The 16,139-nt window shown below is 52.8% G+C and carries 14 protein-coding genes and 2 pseudogenes; 10 read left to right on the forward strand and 6 right to left on the reverse strand.

Annotation, left to right across the window (positions count from 1 at the left end; translation table 11 throughout):
- Nucleotides 1-26: 26 nt before the first annotated feature.
- Nucleotides 27-1,463: an MFS transporter gene (locus KQI79_RS12635; RefSeq protein WP_367398178.1), complete on the reverse strand. Its 1,437-nt coding sequence runs from the start codon at nucleotides 1,461-1,463 to the stop codon at nucleotides 27-29.
- 319 nt (nucleotides 1,464-1,782) lie between these two features.
- Between KQI79_RS12635 and ung the strand changes: the two genes are divergently transcribed.
- Complete coding sequence (ung, locus tag KQI79_RS12640) at nucleotides 1,783-2,457, forward strand: uracil-DNA glycosylase (protein ID WP_216538603.1); 675 nt, start codon at nucleotides 1,783-1,785, stop codon at nucleotides 2,455-2,457.
- Nucleotides 2,458-2,758: 301 nt separating this feature from the next.
- Here the strand turns inward: ung and KQI79_RS12645 are convergent, their stop codons facing one another.
- Nucleotides 2,759-3,334: a GNAT family N-acetyltransferase gene (locus KQI79_RS12645; RefSeq protein ID WP_216538604.1), complete on the reverse strand. Its 576-nt coding sequence runs from the start codon at nucleotides 3,332-3,334 to the stop codon at nucleotides 2,759-2,761.
- Between the two features lie 110 nt (nucleotides 3,335-3,444).
- Here KQI79_RS12645 and pdxR point away from each other — a divergent pair, with 110 nt between their 5' ends.
- The gene (pdxR, locus tag KQI79_RS12650) at nucleotides 3,445-4,866 is read left to right on the forward strand and encodes a MocR-like pyridoxine biosynthesis transcription factor PdxR (RefSeq protein ID WP_216538605.1); all 1,422 of its coding nucleotides are present in this window, start codon (nucleotides 3,445-3,447) and stop codon (nucleotides 4,864-4,866) included.
- Between the two features lie 199 nt (nucleotides 4,867-5,065).
- Complete coding sequence (locus tag KQI79_RS12655; RefSeq protein ID WP_216538606.1) at nucleotides 5,066-5,653, forward strand: guanylate kinase; 588 nt, start codon at nucleotides 5,066-5,068, stop codon at nucleotides 5,651-5,653.
- Nucleotides 5,654-5,705: 52 nt separating this feature from the next.
- Here the strand turns inward: KQI79_RS12655 and KQI79_RS12660 are convergent, their stop codons facing one another.
- Nucleotides 5,706-7,313, reverse strand: a complete 1,608-nt coding sequence (locus tag KQI79_RS12660; protein WP_253298119.1) for a glycosyl hydrolase family 18 protein — start codon at nucleotides 7,311-7,313, stop codon at nucleotides 5,706-5,708.
- A gap of 200 nt (nucleotides 7,314-7,513) precedes the next feature.
- Between KQI79_RS12660 and KQI79_RS12665 the strand changes: the two genes are divergently transcribed.
- Entirely contained in the window at nucleotides 7,514-8,572 is a 1,059-nt protein-coding gene (locus KQI79_RS12665) for a lactonase family protein (RefSeq protein WP_216538607.1), read from the forward strand.
- Between the two features lie 64 nt (nucleotides 8,573-8,636).
- Here the strand turns inward: KQI79_RS12665 and KQI79_RS12670 are convergent, their stop codons facing one another.
- The 3 genes and pseudogenes from KQI79_RS12670 to KQI79_RS12675 form a co-directional block, all read right to left on the reverse strand.
- Nucleotides 8,637-8,999, reverse strand: coding sequence for a hypothetical protein (locus KQI79_RS12670; RefSeq protein WP_253298120.1), 363 nt, complete (start codon nucleotides 8,997-8,999; stop codon nucleotides 8,637-8,639).
- A 90-nt stretch (nucleotides 9,000-9,089) separates the two neighbouring features.
- Nucleotides 9,090-9,194, reverse strand: a pseudogene (locus KQI79_RS28245) (SEC-C metal-binding domain-containing protein); the annotation flags it as partial.
- A gap of 83 nt (nucleotides 9,195-9,277) precedes the next feature.
- Nucleotides 9,278-9,721: an NADPH-dependent FMN reductase gene (locus tag KQI79_RS12675; protein ID WP_216538609.1), complete on the reverse strand. Its 444-nt coding sequence runs from the start codon at nucleotides 9,719-9,721 to the stop codon at nucleotides 9,278-9,280.
- Here KQI79_RS12675 and KQI79_RS12680 point away from each other — a divergent pair.
- The 6 genes and pseudogenes from KQI79_RS12680 (at nucleotide 9,720) to KQI79_RS12705 (ending at nucleotide 16,108) form a co-directional block, all read left to right on the forward strand.
- Complete coding sequence (locus tag KQI79_RS12680; RefSeq protein ID WP_216538610.1) at nucleotides 9,720-10,796, forward strand: Gfo/Idh/MocA family protein; 1,077 nt, start codon at nucleotides 9,720-9,722, stop codon at nucleotides 10,794-10,796. The two genes, KQI79_RS12675 and KQI79_RS12680, sit on opposite strands and share 2 nt — an antisense overlap.
- 273 nt (nucleotides 10,797-11,069) lie before the next feature.
- Entirely contained in the window at nucleotides 11,070-11,954 is an 885-nt protein-coding gene (locus tag KQI79_RS12685) for an ROK family protein (protein WP_216538611.1), read from the forward strand.
- A gap of 153 nt (nucleotides 11,955-12,107) precedes the next feature.
- Nucleotides 12,108-13,439 carry a GGDEF domain-containing protein gene (locus KQI79_RS12690; protein ID WP_216538612.1) on the forward strand — a complete coding sequence of 444 codons (1,332 nt, stop codon included), beginning with the start codon at nucleotides 12,108-12,110 and terminating at the stop codon, nucleotides 13,437-13,439.
- 353 nt (nucleotides 13,440-13,792) lie between these two features.
- Nucleotides 13,793-14,809 carry an NAD-dependent epimerase/dehydratase family protein gene (locus KQI79_RS12695; protein WP_367398179.1) on the forward strand — a complete coding sequence of 339 codons (1,017 nt, stop codon included), beginning with the start codon at nucleotides 13,793-13,795 and terminating at the stop codon, nucleotides 14,807-14,809.
- A 161-nt stretch (nucleotides 14,810-14,970) separates the two neighbouring features.
- Nucleotides 14,971-15,177, forward strand: a pseudogene (locus KQI79_RS12700) (dihydrodipicolinate synthase family protein); the annotation flags it as partial.
- A gap of 13 nt (nucleotides 15,178-15,190) precedes the next feature.
- Nucleotides 15,191-16,108, forward strand: a complete 918-nt coding sequence (locus tag KQI79_RS12705) for a Gfo/Idh/MocA family protein (RefSeq protein ID WP_216538613.1) — start codon at nucleotides 15,191-15,193, stop codon at nucleotides 16,106-16,108.
- The last annotated feature ends 31 nt before the right edge of the window (nucleotides 16,109-16,139 follow it).

Below are 16,139 nucleotides of genomic sequence, written 5' to 3' on the forward strand. Positions count from 1 at the left end.
ATTTACGGGCATTGCGCCGGCAACCGTTAGTTTTGCGCAGACGGTTCCTTGCTTCGAATGCGAAGCGACGAGAAGAACAGGGCGAGCAGGCAAACCGCCATCGCCGTCCAGAACACCCAATGCAGCGCGCTTAATATGGCTTGCGGATCGGCGGCGGGGTCCGCGCCGGAGACGGTTCCGCTTTGATATAAACGGGTAGAGTACAGCGACACGGACAAGGCGATGCCGAGCACCATGCCGATATTCCGGACCAAAGCGTTTAATCCGCCGGCGGTTCCCAGTTTGGACCGGGGAACGGCTTCCATGACGCTCGAGTTATTGGGCGATTGGAATAATCCCGCTCCAAGCCCGAACAGGGCAAGATGCAGTCCGACCGTCCAGACGCTTTCTTGCGTCGTTAACGTGTTGAGCAGCGCGAAGGCTGCGGCATTGACGGCAAGCCCCGTTGTCGTTAACCAAATATAGCCGATCTTATCGGACAGCCATCCCGACAGCGGGGCAATAACGGCCATCGTGAGCGGATACAGCATCATCGCGTAACCTGTCTTCTCCGGCGAATAATGGAGCACATTCTGCATATAGAACGGCATCATCACATTCGTGCAGAAAAGGGCGACGAACGACAACAATGCGGCCATATTGCCGAAGGCGAACGCACGAATGCGGTATAGCCCGAAATCGAGCATCGGATAGCGCGTTTTCTTTTCCCATAGATAAAACCAGCCGAGCACCGCGAATGCCCCGATACCGAGTCCCCATGTAGCCGGAGAGGACCAGCCCCAATCTTGGCCGTTCGATACCGTAAACAGGAAGGCGACGATGCCGACGATAAAGAGGACGGAGCCGCGAAAATCGAAAGGTTCCTGCGCTCTCTTGCCCGAATGCCGCGGCAAAATGAACCATCCCGCGATCATGCCGGCGATGCCGATCGGAACGTTGATCCAGAAGATGGACGGCCACCCCAGGCTGCCGACGAGAATGCCGCCGATGGCCGGGCCGGTTAGCGATCCGAGAGACACGACGGTGCCGACGATGCCCAATGCTCGGCCTCGTCCCCCGCCCGCGAACAATTCCGCTACGATCGCCTGACTGTTGGACATTAAACAAGCGGCTCCCGCCGCCTGCACGATTCTTGCCGCGATTAACAGAGCCAGCGTATCCGATAAACCGCAAAGAGCCGATCCCGCCGTGAAAATCAAAAAGCCGAAATTGTAAATCCGGCTTCTTCCGAGCAAATCGGATATTTTCCCCATGATGGGCAGCAAGGCGCAAATGGTGAGCAAATAGGAGGTCAAAACCCATTGCACGACATGTACCGGACTTTGCAGTTCTTCGGCAATGGTAGGCAGCGCCACATTGGCAATGCTCCCGTCCAGAGTTGCCATAAAGGTGCCTACGGAAACATTCGCCAATACAAGCCAACGATTTACCCGTTTTGGTGCTGCGTTATCTTCCACGATCACTGCTGCAATCTCCTTTACCTTTGTTTCCTCGTTCCACACAATATCCATATTATAGCACGGAAAACAAGGCGAATTCGGGGGAGGGAGAGCAATGGTTCGGAATTGGAAGTTATCGTAAGATTTGGAGTGAAATGAAGAGGTGACTTTGCATAGAACGGAAAGGAAGCGGGATTATGGGCGATTATCGGTCGAAAATCCTTTTTTCTTAAAATCTCGGCTTTTTTTCTTCATCGGGAGGCATGTCCTATTCTCAAGCGAATATAGTCATGTTACAATAGGCGGCGAGTAGAATTGCAGCGGAGAAAGGCGGAGAGGGAATATGCCGATTTTGAAAAACGATTGGGCGGAGTGGCTGGACGAAGAATTCCAAAAGCCGTATTACGCCGAATTAAGAAGCTTCTTGAAACAAGAGTATTCGACGCAAACGATATATCCGAATATGCATGATATATACAACGCGCTTCATTATACGCCTTTCGCGGCGGTGAAGGCCGTTATTCTCGGACAAGACCCGTATCACGGCGCCGGGCAAGCGCATGGCCTCAGCTTCTCGGTGAAGCCGGGCGTGGCGACGCCTCCGTCGCTGTTGAATATGTTCAAAGAATTGCGGGACGATCTCGGCTGCTACATCCCGAATAACGGCTATTTGCGCCATTGGGCGGAACAGGGAGTGCTGATGCTCAATACGGTGCTGACGGTAAGGGAGAGCAGCCCGAATTCCCATAAAGGGATGGGCTGGGAACAGTTTACGGACCGCGTCATTCAAACGTTGAATCATAAGGAAGAACCGGTCGTCTTCTTATTATGGGGGAGTCATGCCGGCAACAAGATGCAACTGATCGACCGAACGAAGCATCTGGTGCTGCGGGCGCCGCATCCGAGCCCTTTGTCCGCGCACCGCGGATTTTTCGGGTGCAAGCATTTCTCCCGGGTGAATGCATGGCTGCGGGAGCAGGGCCGGGAGGAGATCGATTGGCAAATCCCGAATTTGTAGCTTTCTGCCGATTTGCCGATCGATAAGCGACCGAACTGCAATCGTCTTGAAGCAAGAATACGGCGGTTGCGGTTCGACATTACGGCTAACGGATGCACGGAACGCTATTTAAGAAAATTCGGGACTTTTCAAAATGTAACGGAAGTGAGAAGCCTTATTTGCGGTCATTCGTTTATTTCTCGCCGGCAAAACTACGAATAAGAGCGCTGATTTCCGTTAGAATCCGCAAAACCTGATTCTTTCCACTTTAAGTTCTTTCACTTCCGTTACAAATTTGAACGTTGCATTAGCCTCGTCCCGCCTACCGGATATTTCGCATGAGTCGGTATTCGTCCTCCAGAATGCTCATCATTATCGAGTCGTGATATTTATGATCATAGAACAGCGCCTCCCGCTGCACGCCCTCCTGCTTGAATCCCAATTTCTCGTAAACATGCTCGGCTCGACCGTTATAATCGAAAACGTTCAGTTCGATCCGGTGCAAATTGAGGATGCCGAAGCCGTAATCAAGCATCAAGTTCAACGCTTCGCTTCCGTATCCTTTTCCTTGATGGCCGCTCCCGGCAATGGCGATGCGGATATTGGCGTTGCGGTTCGTCGCGTCGATATCCTGCAAAGCGATGTCGCCGATGACCTCGTCCGTTTCGCATAGCGCAATCAACAGGAGAACGGTGGAAGAATCATGCGTCTTTCCTTCGATATATTGACGGATCTGTTCTTTTGTAAAATGCTTCTTCGTTCCGGTCAACCTCCGCGTTTCTGGATGAAACAGCATACGGAAATAGAGTTCCGTATCGTCCACGCCGATTGGCCGCAAGTAGACTTTGTCGCCTTCCAATAATTTTACGGCTGAATTTGTTTCCGCTTGCGATTGCATGTGTTATGAACCTCCTTCGCTTTGTATAGCTTACTATAGCCGATCATTGTATACTTGAAAATATGCAGTTTTGCAAAAATGAAAAGGACAGATTGGCAGGTGCGAATGCGATGCTCATTCCAAAACTGGACGGGAGCAGTCCGGTCCCTCAATATGTACAATTATACGAGCATATCAAACAAGAGATCGTCTCCGGCAGGCTGGAGGAGAACGACCGCTTGCCGTCGGTTCGCAAACTGGCCGATTTCCTTGACTTAAGCGCAACGCCGATCGAACTCGCTTATCAACAACTCGTGGCCGAAGGATTCGTGGAGAGCGAACCAAGGCGTGGGCTTTATGTCAGGAAGCTGCCGGAGCCTTATGCGCGCCTGGGAAACGACGGCGGACCGGATGACGGATATAACGGGAAACGGGCCTTTCCGACCCGGGACAATAAGGTGTATGAATATGATTTCCATCTGTCCAAAAACGATTTTACGAACTTCCCGTTCCAAACATGGCGCAAGCTGTTCCGTCAGGCGCTGTGCCCGGAACGTTCCGGGTTGCTGTTCTATGGAGATCCTCAAGGCGAGCCCGGATTGCGGCAGGAAATCGCCAAGTACCTTCATCGCTTCCGAGGCGTCGCATGCTCGCCCGAACAAATTGTAATCGGGGCGGATCAGCATCTGCTATTGAATTTTTTGAGCATGATGCTGAAAGACCGGTCGGGGGAAATCGCGTTCGAAAACCCCGGATACGTTCTGTTTTCGTCTACGTTTCGGAAGCACGGCTACCGGATCGTTCCCATTTCGCTTGAGGAGGACGGCATCGATATTCGTGAACTGAATGCCAGCCGCGCCAAGCTTGTGAGCGTTTCACCGTCGCATCAGTTTCCGCGAGGCATGATCATGCCGATTTCGAAACGGCTGCAGTTGCTGGAATGGGCGGATGAAACGGGCGGATATATCATTGAGGACGATTACGACGGCGAATTCCGGTACCACGGCAGGCCGATTCCATCTTTACAGGGATTACGGCGAAACGGCAACGTCATCTATTTGGGAGGATTCTCGCAAGTGCTGGCACCTGCATTATGTGTCAATTACATGGTTCTTCCCTATTCGCTGCTCGAAGATTATCAGCGGCTGCAATACGATCTTTTATTCGAGCAGTCTTCATCTCCTTTGCACCAGACGACGCTCCAGCTTTTTATGGAGAAAGGCTTGTTGGAAAAACATATCCGCAAAATGCGCAACGTTTACCGGAAAAAGCACGATCTGTTGATCGATTCGATTCGGACGCACTTTGGAGAGAAAGCGAACGTTATCGGCAAGGATGCGGGGTTCCACATTTTATTGGAGGTTGACAGCCCCAAGCCGGAGGAGCAAATGGTGCGGGAAGCGAAAGAAGCGGGAATAAGAGTCAGTTCGGCGGCGTTCACCTGGCTTAGTCCTCCCGCGACGGCGCGAAAGGAGTTTTTTATCGGCTTCGGCGGCATTCCGCTGGAGCGGATTGACGAGGGAATCAAGCTTTTGAGCGGAATTTGGCTGTAAATTACGTTATTTCCTAAAAAAGAAGGTTCACATGTTTATTAATTTTATTGTATAATAATGTATACGCAACTTTTTTGTGCTCTGCGAAAGTAAAACATGAGTAAGCGCTTTATTCCGCAACGAAACGAATCCGACGCTTCGCCCAAACGATTTGTCGCATCGTTGAAGTGTCGCTCACAAACTTTTAGGAGGGGATAGTATGTATGAATTGAAGGATCGCGATTTCATTTTTGCTTTTACCGGCCCGGACGGCGTTGGGCGCAAAACGGTAGCGCATTCGATTGGATCGACATTGGAAATAAAGAGAGTCATATCATACACAACGAGAAAGCCTCGTCCTAGCGAATTGAACGGGCAAGATTATCATTTCGTGACATTGGAGCAATTTAAGGAAGCGGAAGCGAACGGAGAATTCCTGGAGAGCGTTGAAATTAACGGGAATTGGTACGGGATTAATAAGCGCGATATCGAAGAAGCGTTCAAGCAGAACGGATCGTTTTATCTGGTAGTTAATCCGCACGGGGCGGAGATCCTGAAGCAAATGTACGGAGAACATGTCGTGCGGCTGTTCATCTTTGCGGACCGCGATACGGTCGTGCAAAGGCAGCGCCAGCAAGGCTTGTCGGAACAAGAAGTGGCGGATCATCTGACGCATTACGACGCCGATATGGCTTATAAAGAACAATGCGAGCATGCTTTCCCGAACTACGAATTGGCGCATACCGTCTTTCGGGGAACGAACATATTGGAAACGTATCTGAATCGGGATTTAATCGAAGAAGATTGATAGGAACGGCCTTAACTTGAACGATCGAGTTAAGGCCGTTGCTATTTATTTCTCATTCCCCGAACCCAAATAAAGCGTACCGCTCCGCATTTTTCAGGCTTGCCCATATGTCCGGGCTTTCCCCTCCCACATGCCAGTAGGCGAATCCCGCGATTCCGTATTCCGATGCCATCGCGGATTTGGCGGACAAGGAGCGGCCGTCCTCCAGCCATAAGCGGTGTTCGACGCTGCCGACCTTATATCCGGCGACATATTGCCCGAGCGTAGAGTTCCATACGGGCTTGGCCCGCGTTGCCTGCATCCATTCATTTTGCCCCTCGAGCGTCATATCCGTCGCCTTCGCTCCTTCTGGTTGCAAGGCCCAATCGCGCGTATAGAAAGGGAGCGCCAGTATCGTTTTCCCGGCGGGGACGTTCCCCAGCAATGTCTCGATTCCTTGGCGGAGCCAGGGGAGAGAAGAGACCGATCCCGCGGAGGGCGCGCCGTTCCAATGCTCGTCGTACCCCATTAATACGATGTAATCGGCCGCTTCGCCCAATGCTTGATAATCGAACGCCGCGGTCCAATCCGATCCTAAATCGGGCGAAACGTTAACCGACAACGTCGCTTGCAGCGCATGCAGCGCGTCGGCAAGCTCCCGGATGAAAGCGGTCATTCCGGTGCGGTCCGCTGGAGCAACATTTTCAAAATCGACGTTGATGCCGTCCAGCCCGTAACTTTGTACCCGGTCCGCGACCGTGCGGACTAATGCCGCTCTCCGTTCATCGTCCGACAGCATGTCATGCGTCAGTTCCGCGTCGGACCGGTTGCCGAGCATCGCCCATATTTCCATGCCGCTCTGCTTGGCCCAAGCGTATAAAGTTTGATCCGTTTCATCGCGAAACCATTCGTTCCGGTCCAGGAAAAACCAGCGGGGCGATATGACGTCGAGATTGGATTGTTCCGCTCTTCGGATAAATTGTTCCGCCGGCTCATTATACTGCCAGCCGATCTGCAGCATGGAACCGGATTCCCGATCGAATTGGGTTTTGAGCCGGGGATAGCGCAGGATGCGGGACAATACGGCAGCCGTTTCCTCTCGGGTGATCGGATCATGCGGGCGGAATCCGCTCTCGTCGCCCGACATCAGATCGAATTGCCGAATTGACGCGACAAGCGGCTTCGCCCAACCGGAAATATCGTCCGCATCCGCAAAAGGCAGGTTATCGTTTGCCGGCTGAGCGCCTTCCTGCTTAAGCGCCCGTGCGATAAGGGCTGCGGCTTCTTGTCGGGTAATCGGATTTAAGGGGCTTGCCGTATCTTCTCCCGTTCCGTTTGCGATATTCAAATGCAAGGCGGCGTATACCCATCCGTAATACCATGCGTTTGCCGGCACATCGGAGAAAGCGGGGACGGCCGCGTTCACAGGCTGCATGCCGAACATTCGCATCAATAATGCGATAAATTCGGCACGGGCGATCGGTTTCTTCGGATCGAACGTATGATTGCCCGTACCGGTAACGATGCCCCGTTCATACAAATCTATGATTTCATCTTTGGCAAAACTATTGGAAATATCGCCGAAAGGCGGATCCGGTTGCGCCGCCGCCAATCCGGGAAATAGACCGGCTGTTCCGGAGCATATAACGAATAACATAGCAAATATATGTAAAACTTTCAAAATATTCGACTCTCCACTCAAAATATGAAATTAATACTATACTACCAGAAAGGGAGAATCTTCGTGATGTTAAAATAATGGAAAGCAAGCGCTTCTACAGGCTCGCCGCAACTTGAAAATCGTGCTGCATGTTTAGAGGGATTGCATCTTTGATGTCGAAATGTTTAGACTAACAGTTTCTTTATGTGGAGGGGAATGCTATGAAAGCGAATGAGAATGAAATATTTGTATATGTCGGCTCCTATGCCGACAAGTCGTCGCCTGGAATCTATTTATTTTCGTTTCAGGCCGAGACGGGAGTTTTAACTCTTATTGAAAGCTATTCGAATATAGCGAATCCCTCGTTCTTAACGTTGGATCCGAAACGCAATCGTCTGTATTCGGTCAGCGAAACCGCCGAAGGCTCCGTCGTCAGTTATATGATCGATCCCGAGTCCGGCAAGCTCGTCTATTTGAACGAACAGCCGACGCTCGGCGCCGATCCCTGTTATGTCATGACCGATTCGCAAGGCAAGCGGTTATACGTGACGAACTATTCGAGCGGGAACATCTGCCATTATCCCCTCAGCGACGAAGGGATCGGCGCCATGACGGAGAAGATCGATCATATCGGCAGCAGCGTACGGCCCGATCGGCAGGAGGCTGCGCATCCGCATTCCATCGTCGCAGATAGGTCCGAGTCGTATCTATTCGCGCCGGATTTGGGCATGGATCGAATCGTCGTGTACCGTACGAATTCGGCGGGCGGCGCGCTTGTCCGCCATGACGCCGTTCCGCTGAAACCGGGCGCCGGGCCGCGCCATTTCGCCTTCCATCCTTCCGGACGATTCGGTTATGTAATCAATGAACTGGACAGTACGGTTACAGCCTTCGCTTACGACGGGGGACATGGTTCGCTCGCGGAGATTCAGACGATTTCCACTCTTCCCGCCGATTTCGCCGGGGAAAGCTGGTGCGCGGATATCCATATTTCTGCGGACGGGCGGTTTTTATACGGATCCAATCGGGGGCATGACAGTATTGCGGTCTATTCGATCGACGCTAAAACGGGAGAATTGTCGCCGGTACAATTCGCTCCGACGGGCGGTTCGTTTCCCCGCAATTTCGCCCTTATGCCGAACGGAAAGTTTCTGATCGCGGCGAACCAAAACACAGACAGTCTTGTTACGTACGAAATTGACGGCGATACGGGACGGCTGCGGCAAGTCGGCGAGGAAGTTCACGTCGGCAAGCCGGTGTGCATCCAACCTTGGAGATAAGCGGGAACAACAAAAGATCGGAGGCGCTAACGCTGCCTCCGATCTTTTGAGTGGTAATATAAATCTATCGCGCCCTGCCGGTGCTCTCTTCGGCGAATTCTATCAGCTGCCGCGTGCGCTGGGTAATCGTACCTTCCGATATATCATATTTCTCGGATAAATACGAGCGTGTCACGGATTCGAAACCGTATGCCTGACCGACAAAATATTCGAGCGCTGCAGGGAAAACTCCCGCTTTTTTAATATTCGGTTTCGTTTTGTGCGCGTACATATGCCAGAAGCATACCGTCGCGCCGATGATGTCCCATTCGTACTTGCCCGCCGTATTGTCGACGAAGAGGCGGGCAATCGATTGATATTGCGGACTCTCCCAGTTCAATTCATCTTCGATAAGCTCTTTCACGCTTTCGGGTTGAAAGCTCGGCAATTGCGGCTCCGCATTGCCGTCGCTTTTCTCTTTATGCGAGGCGCGGCTCCCGGAAGTAATAGGTATGACATTGCTGGCTTTATCTTTTTCTAAACAGCAACGCTTGTATTTTTGACCGCTGCCGCAAGGGCACGGATCGTTTCTTCCTACTTTACGGATAAAGCATTCCTCCTTATGATATACCCCACTATTCAAAAATTATATAATATGTGGGGCAATTGCTCAAATCCAAATCATTGCTTTTCGGAGGAATGGCGGCCGTTTTGCTAGAAACGCAGTTACTTTGCTTGGGAGAAATCGACGAATTGATGGACGATTTTATCCAGTAAGGCGAGCGTAGGCTCATCGGTAAACCGGCCGGATTCGTCGAATTTTTGCTGAACGTTGTTGATCAGAAACTCGCTGGCACCCGTCGGCATTAGACGAGCGCCTACGCCGGAACTCGCCAAAATTTCGCGTAAATGAAGCTGCGCGCGGATCGTGCCCAGCATTCCCTGCGTCGCGCCGATGACCATTGTCGGCTTGCCGATCATGACTTTCTCAACGCGGGACGACCAGTCGAGCGCATTTTTCAGAACGCTGGGAATCGACCAGTTATATTCAGGCGTTGCAATCAAAACGGCATCGGCCTCGGCGAGTTGGCGTTTAAAGGCGAGAACCGTTTCGCCGGGGGCGTTCTCGTCATGCCGGAATAACTCAAAATCGATTGGAGGAATGAACATGAGACCGATTCGATTCGGATTGATCGGCGCGGGCTGGCGCGCACAGTTTTACAGCCGGATTGCTTCGTCGCTGCCTGAACGGTTTCAGCTTGCGGGCGTAGTCGTCCGCGACGAACAGAAACGGCGCGGGATCGAACGATCGTGGAACGTGAAAGGCTACGAAACGGCCGAGGAACTGATCGAAGCGGCCAATCCGGATTTCATCGTATCCGCTGTCTCCAAATCGGCGGCAGCCGACATGCTCGTCCGGTTGGCCGGGCTGGGCGTGCCGTTGCTTGCGGAAACGCCTCCCGCCGCCGATACGGCGGGCATTTGTGCCCTGCGGGAGAAGATCGGCCCGCAGGCGCGAATCCAAGTTGCCGAGCAGTACCCGTTTCAACCGCTCCATGCGGCGCGCCTGGAAGCGATCCGCTTGGGACTGCTGGGCGAGATTACGCAAGCGCAAGTTTCCGCGGCGCACGGATACCATGGCATCGGCCTAATCCGCGCTTATGTAGGTATTCCTGCCGGCGGCAGGATGGAAGTGTCGATAACCGCTTCCCGTTTCATATCGCCGATCGTCGAAGGGCCGCACCGGGATCGAATGCCGACGGAAGCGGGATTGACCGATTCGGTGCAGGATATGGCTTGGCTGCAATTCGGCGGGGGGAAGCTGGGCGTGTTCGATTTTGCGCGGGATCAATATTTTTCCCGGATACGGGGAGAGCGGATTTTGATCCGTGGGGAGAAAGGGGAAATCGTTAACAGCGGCCTGCGGTATTTGGCGGATTACGATACCCCGATCGAAACGGAATGCAAGCGAATGTCGGCAGGAGCGGGCGGCAATTTGGAAGGCCATTATTTGAAAGGCATTATTGCCGGAGAGCGGTGGCTGTACCGCAATCCGTTCGCGCCCGCGCGACTGAGCGACGAAGAAATCGCCATCGCCGAATGTTTGGAGAAGATGGGCGATTACGCGCAGAACGGCGTCGGCTTTTACAGTTTGCAGGAAGCTTTGCTGGACGTATATTTGGCTTGCCAAATTGAAGAGGCGATTCGAACGGGCCGCACCTTGCAAGCGGTGTGGGAATATTGATCGGAGGCAAGCGCGCCAATGAATAGAAAAGCGGTTAGACAATGCATGGTAACTCCCGAGGGAGCTATCATGCTATTCTATTTTTCGGCCTAGACGAATGGATGGAGAATTACTCCTATAATGGGGTGTGAAAAAGGAAAAAATATTTACCTATCCTGGGAATAGTGCTATAGTGGAGTAGGAGAAAAGATTACAACTTTTGCAGAGGAATGATTACCATGAGTCTGGAAAAGAAACTATTGGGTAAGCCTAGAAGGGCAGGTCGAATCGGGCATGAAATTTGTAGCGGCGGATATCGGCGGAACATCAACCAAGATTTGCATCAGCGACGAGAACGGCCGAATCGAGCAGTTTCAAGAGTATGATACCGAAAGCGAAAAAGGCGGCATTCATGTAATCAACAAATTGATTCGGAAGATCGGCGAATTTCGCGATTTCGATGCGATCGCGATCAGCACGGCCGGACAAGTGAACCCCGATGAAGGGTATATCGTCTACGCCAATGAGAATATACCCGGATATACGGGAACGAGAATAAAAGATATTTTAACGGAAGAATTCCGCAAGCCGGTCAAGGTGGAAAACGACGTAAACGCCGCGGCGTTGGGGGAAGGATACTTCGGCGCGGGCCGATCGTTTCGAGATTTCCTGTGCTTGACCTATGGAACCGGCATTGGCGGCGCCATTGTCATCGACCGTCGAATCTATAGAGGGGCCGGCGGCGTCGCGGGCGAATTCGGCCATATTATTACGCATGCTTCCGCCGGCAACGGGGAGAGAGCGCATTTTTACGAGAAGTACGCGTCAACGACCGCTCTTGTGCGAAATGCGATGCTCGCAGATCCGGAATGCGTTAACGGGAAAATCATTTTCGATAAAATCGACAGGGGCGACCTTAAGCTGGAACGCGTTTTAGAGCAGTGGGTGAATGACGTGGCGGTAGGTTTGGCCTCATTCGTTCATATTTTTAATCCTTCCGCTATCATCGTCGGAGGCGGCGTCATGGAACAGGAACGGCTCGTCGATATGGTTGAGCGAAGAACGAAGGAATTGGTGATGGAAAGCTTTGCGAACGTCAAATTGGTGAAGGCGTCTCTCGGCAATAAAGCCGGCGTCTTAGGAGCCGTTTCACTTTATTTGCAAAAGGCGGTAAACTAATGGATTTAAAGGCGAACCATTAACAGTTCTTACCCGCCGCTCGTTGGCGAGATGACGGTCATTCGCTTTTGCCGAAAGATCGGATTTAAAGGGTATCAGGTAACGATTGAGATAACGCTGTGCAACGCTTCAACATTTGCGGGAGGGGACGATATGTTCGAAGAGAAGCAAGAGGCAACGCAAATTAAAATAGGAATCGTAGGAACAAGCGCGATGGTCGCAAAAGTGATGAAGGTTATCGAATGGTTCCCGACGTTTCTTCCCGTCGCGAGAATGGTGGAGAGCGAGCAGGCCTCCTCTTTCCTTGCCGAGGAGTTGGCCGATCAAGTGGAGGTTCTTCTTGTCTCCGGCGCGCGGCAGCATCGGCAAGTGAAAGAAAGGGGCGTAGCCGTTCCGGTTCATTACATCCCGGTAACCGATGCCGCACTGTACGGAGCGTTGTTCCGGGCGTACCGCTCGGGCAAATTGGTCGGGGGCATCTCTGTCGATACATTGACGAAAACGATGGTTATGAGGGCTTTGCAAGATCTCGATCTCCAATATGCCGATGTTGCCGTTTACGATGGACCTAATTATTCCCATCCCGACAAACTGGAGGCTTTTCATAAACAGCTTGCGGCCGAGGGCAAGAGCGCCGTCGCTTTTACCGGAGTGGAAGAAGTGGCGGAGGCGCTGACCCGTTCTTCGCTCGCGAACGAATGGATGGTTCCTTCCGAACAGGACATTGTCGTCACGCTGGAACGGGCGCTTCTGTCCACGGCTTCGCGCCGGGACAAAGAATCGCAAATCGTGGTCGGCGTCATTAATGTCGACAATTTCAACTCGCTTGTGATGAAACGCGAGAACGAGCACGAGATCCAGAAACTGAAACTCGATATTCACCGCATGCTGCTCGAATATGTTGAATCGCTGGACGGATACTTGACGTCTCTCGGCGGTGACGAGTTCCTATTTTTTACGACCCGGGGCGTATTCGAACGGGAAACGGGCGGCTATAAGACGATACCTTTAGCTAAAGACGCCAAGAAAACATACGGAATCACCTTAAGCTTGGGGATTGGCTTCGGCATGACAGGCAACGAAGCGGGAACGAACGCGCGCAAGGCGCTCCGTCGAGCGAAGGAAGCGGGAGGCAACGTCTGCTTTATCGTCCGTGAAGACCAGACTCTGATCGGGCCGCTCGAAATGGCGGAACCGATGCAAGCCGTTCTGTCGCCGACTCATGCCGAACTGATCAAGCAAGCGGAGGACGCAGGAATGACGAGCTCGTATCTCAGCAAACTTCTTCATCAAATGTCTCGTTACGGAAGAACGGATTATAACGTTCACGAATTGGCATCGGTGCTGCAAATTACGGACAGAAGCGCGCATCGCCTTCTGTTGCTGTGGATGGACAACGGTTTAGTCGATATTGCGGGCATCGAAAAAGTAGCGAAAGGACGGCCGAGACAAATTTTTCGTTTTTCCTTTTTGCTGAATAAATAAACAAGCGACTCAAAAGCTTCTCAATACCGCTAGAGGGAAGCTTTTTTCGTCTCATTAGGTCAGCAGGATATTCTGATTGGCTTTTTTGTTGCCGGTGCCGACTTTCGGTTGTTTATGACGTTTTCCCATCCCTTTGTCGATATCCCCTTCGCTCATGTTGTCGTACATGGCGTTTCAATCTGAATGACGAGACTGTCAATTCGCGGCTTCGGTACGGGGAGCGAGGCATGATCGACAGCTCCGTTGAACTAAGCATTGATTCATCTACATTAAAGACTATTAAAAGACTTGTCTCTTTATAATCGGGGCATTATGATAAAGGTAGCGGATGCACCGGAAAGGAGAGAATTCAAGTGAAGAATGTAGAAGATTTGGAACAAAAAATGGCGGAGCCGTCCCAAGCGCTGATCGACGAGTTAAACTCTATCGATGGAGATATTCTTCTGCTTGGAGTCGGAGGGAAAATGGGGCCGAGCATCGCGCGAATGGCAGCCAATGCCGTTCGTTTCGGCGGCCGGGCGAAACGGGTGATCGGCGTATCGCGCTTCTCCGACCGGAATGTAAGACGGCAATTGGAGGCAGCGGGGGTCGAGACGATTTCCTGCGATTTGATGAACGAAGAACAATTGGCAGCGCTCCCGGAAGCGCGGAATGTCATTTTTATGGCAGGCAATAAGTTTGGGACGGTTGGCAGGGAATATTTCACCTGGGCGATGAACACCTATATGCCCGGCAAGGTGGCGGAGAAATTTCACGACTCCCGTATCGTCGTATTTTCTTCCGGCAATTTGTATCCGCTTACCAAGGTCGGGGGTGGCGGAGCGGACGAATCCGTGCCGCCGGAACCGGTCGGAGAATACGGACAATCTTGTCTGGGCCGCGAGCGAATATTCGAATATTTCGCACGCGAGCACGGCACGCCGATGCTTTTCTTCCGTTTGAATTACGCCGTTGAAATGCGCTACGGCGTATTGCTGGAAATCGCCAAAGCGGTGCATGAGGAGCGGGCCATCGACCTGACGATGGGCCACGCGAATGTGATCTGGCAAGGGGACGCCGCCGAAATGGCGTTGCGGAGCCTGACGAAATGCGCGAATCCGCCGCAAATCGTCAATATAACGGGGCCGGAAACGATATCGGTGCGTTGGGCCGCTGGCGAATTCGCGAAACGGCTCGGCAAGCAAGCGCGTTTCACCGGAACGGAAGCGGATACCGCCCTGCTCAGCAACGCCTCCAAGTCGTATCATTGGTTCGGATATCCGCGCGTACCGTTGCTGCAAATGATCGACTGGATAGCGGAATGGATTCAAGCGGGAGGAATCACTTGGGATAAGGCTACGTACTTTCAGGAGAGAGAGGGGAGGTTCTAAAATGGCCCTTCGCGGGACGTTACATTCGAACAGCGGCAAGCGCTGCATGCCGGTCTGGTCATCCCCGCCCATCCGCTCGCACTGGACAAACGCCGCAAGCTTGACGAGCGCCGTCAGCGCGCGCTGACCCGCTATTCTTCGGATTTTATTTGCAGCCTTCCGTCGGTTTCGCCGGCTGTATTCCGGGCATTCACGAGGTGCTGCGAAGACAAGGGCTATTTGAGGGAACATGGTGCTTGAATCCGCAAGAAACGTTGTCGCCGGGACAGTCGGAAGAAATTAGCCGCATTTATAAGCAGTACCCGGAACTGAACGACGACGAGTTCGTTTCGAAGCATCTTCAGGAATGGCTAATGCCATTGACATAAGGAGAATTGTCTTATGCCGAAACGTTTAAAAATCGGTTTAATCGGGACGGATTCGTCCCATGCGATCGCATTCGCCCGGCTATTGAACGTTCCGTCCGATCCCTTCCATGTGGCCGGAGGCGAAGTCATGCTGTCTTATCCCGGAGGTTCGCCCGATTTTGCGCTAAGCGCGAGCCGCGTGGAGGAATATATGGAGCTTCTACGTACACAATACGGAGTCGCGCGTGCGGGCACGCCGGAAGAAGTGGCGCAGTACTGCGATGCGGTGCTGTTGACGGCCGCGGACGGCCGCGCCCATCGGGAACTGTTCGCGCGCATCGCTCCTTACGGCAAGCCTGTCTTCATCGACAAGCCGTTGGCGTTGTCGTATCGGGAAGCTAGCGAAATCAGGCGCATCTCCGAGGAACGGAACGTTCCGGTTATGAGTTGTTCCGCGTTGCGGTATGCGGAATACCTTGTTCGCGAACTCGAACAAAGGGAGCGTGCGGATATCGCCGGGGCGGATGTGTACGGGCCGATGCCGATCGAGCCGACGCAATCGTATTATTTCTGGTACGGAAATCATACGGCGGAAATGTTGTTCGCACTGATGGGGCCGGGCTGCGTCCAATGCTCCGTCGTGTCCGCCCGGGAGCACGAGTTTATTACCGGCCTGTGGCGGGACGGGCGAATAGGAACGATCAGGGGCAACCGGTGCGGTATCGGCCGTTTCGGTGCGCTGGCGCATCGCGCCGACGCGTCTGTCTCAATCGACATTGGGGCGGGCCGCAAGCCGTTTTACGCCAGTATGCTGGAACGGGTCATGTCGATGTTCCGCACGGGCGAGCCGCAGCTTGGCTGGAATGAAATGTTGGAGACCGTGCGCTTCCTGGAAGCGGCGGAAGCAAGCAGGCTGCGCGGAACAGCCGTATCTCTGGCGGAAGTTGATTGATTTACTGGAAAATAACCGGGGGAGGAAAGGA

This window comes from Paenibacillus sp. MSJ-34 (assembly GCF_018918005.1).
GTDB lineage: Bacteria > Bacillota > Bacilli > Paenibacillales > Paenibacillaceae > MSJ-34.

Excerpts from the sequence above, each read along its gene's own strand:
- KQI79_RS12690 (WP_216538612.1), top strand. The coding sequence starts at position 12,108 with ATGTTCGAAGAGAAGCAAGAGGCAACGCAAATTAAAATAGGAATCGTA.
- ung (WP_216538603.1), top strand. The coding sequence starts at position 1,783 with ATGCCGATTTTGAAAAACGATTGGGCGGAGTGGCTGGACGAAGAATTC.
- KQI79_RS12685 (WP_216538611.1), top strand. The coding sequence starts at position 11,070 with ATGAAATTTGTAGCGGCGGATATCGGCGGAACATCAACCAAGATTTGC.
- KQI79_RS12680 (WP_216538610.1), top strand. The coding sequence starts at position 9,720 with ATGAGACCGATTCGATTCGGATTGATCGGCGCGGGCTGGCGCGCACAG.
- KQI79_RS12645 (WP_216538604.1), bottom strand. The coding sequence starts at position 3,334 with ATGCAATCGCAAGCGGAAACAAATTCAGCCGTAAAATTATTGGAAGGC.
- pdxR (WP_216538605.1), top strand. The coding sequence starts at position 3,445 with ATGCTCATTCCAAAACTGGACGGGAGCAGTCCGGTCCCTCAATATGTA.
- KQI79_RS12655 (WP_216538606.1), top strand. The coding sequence starts at position 5,066 with ATGTATGAATTGAAGGATCGCGATTTCATTTTTGCTTTTACCGGCCCG.
- KQI79_RS12665 (WP_216538607.1), top strand. The coding sequence starts at position 7,514 with ATGAAAGCGAATGAGAATGAAATATTTGTATATGTCGGCTCCTATGCC.
- KQI79_RS12705 (WP_216538613.1), top strand. The coding sequence starts at position 15,191 with ATGCCGAAACGTTTAAAAATCGGTTTAATCGGGACGGATTCGTCCCAT.
- KQI79_RS12675 (WP_216538609.1), bottom strand. The coding sequence starts at position 9,721 with ATGTTCATTCCTCCAATCGATTTTGAGTTATTCCGGCATGACGAGAAC.